Annotated in this window: 1 protein-coding gene; it reads left to right on the top strand. The window is 38.1% G+C overall.

Annotation, left to right across the window (positions count from 1 at the left end; translation table 11 throughout):
* On the top strand, positions 1–703 hold a 703-nt coding region (opgC, locus tag ACFINO_RS10550; protein ID WP_375655801.1), incomplete at both ends, for an OpgC domain-containing protein.

Here is a 703-nt window from a genome sequence, read left to right as displayed (position 1 = left end):
TTATCGATGAATAATGTGGGTTTATTTTTTACACAACCCTTCATCGCTTTTTTTAGTGTTTTAAGCTTTGGACATCAATTGGGGTATAATAATATTCTTCCTCTTTATATTGTGCTCATGCTTTTTGCGCCTTTTGCGCTTTATTTGAGTTGTAAACAAAAAGGATTGTTGCTTTTAGGTTCGTTCATGCTCTACCTCCTCAGTGGATTTTATGAAATTGCTCCTCCTTCTTATCCATTAAAGGGAAAGTGGTTTTTGAATCCTTTATCCTGGCAATTCCTGGTTGTTATAGGATTGGTCAGCAGTTTATCTCTTCAGCAAGGAAAAAATATTGCCTGTCAGACTTTTTTTCTCGTTTTTGCTGCCGCGTATCTTTTGTTTTCACTGTTATGGGTTCGCTTAGAATGGTGGGGCGTTTTGGGGTGGCTTGGCTGGTCTTCTCCGTTGATTAATTTTAATAAAACATTTTTAAGTTTGCCGCGTCTGCTCCATGTTGTTGCGTTATCATTCTTTATTCTTTGTTTGCCTCGCTTTCATACGTGGTTTCATGTTGCAGAAAAGCATCCCTTAGCAATTTTAGGGAAACACAGTCTCCCCGTCTTTGTAACAGGGACTGTTTTTGCCATGGTAGGGCAAATTTTAAAAACAGTGATGACAGGAACGTTTTTTTCCGATACTCTCCTTATTGTAGGTGGTATTATAG

The organism is Bartonella sp. AA83SXKL, assembly GCF_042196965.1.
Classification (GTDB): domain Bacteria; phylum Pseudomonadota; class Alphaproteobacteria; order Rhizobiales; family Rhizobiaceae; genus Bartonella.
Note: the sequence above shows the minus strand (reverse complement) of the source record. Positions and strands in the feature narration are given on the sequence as shown.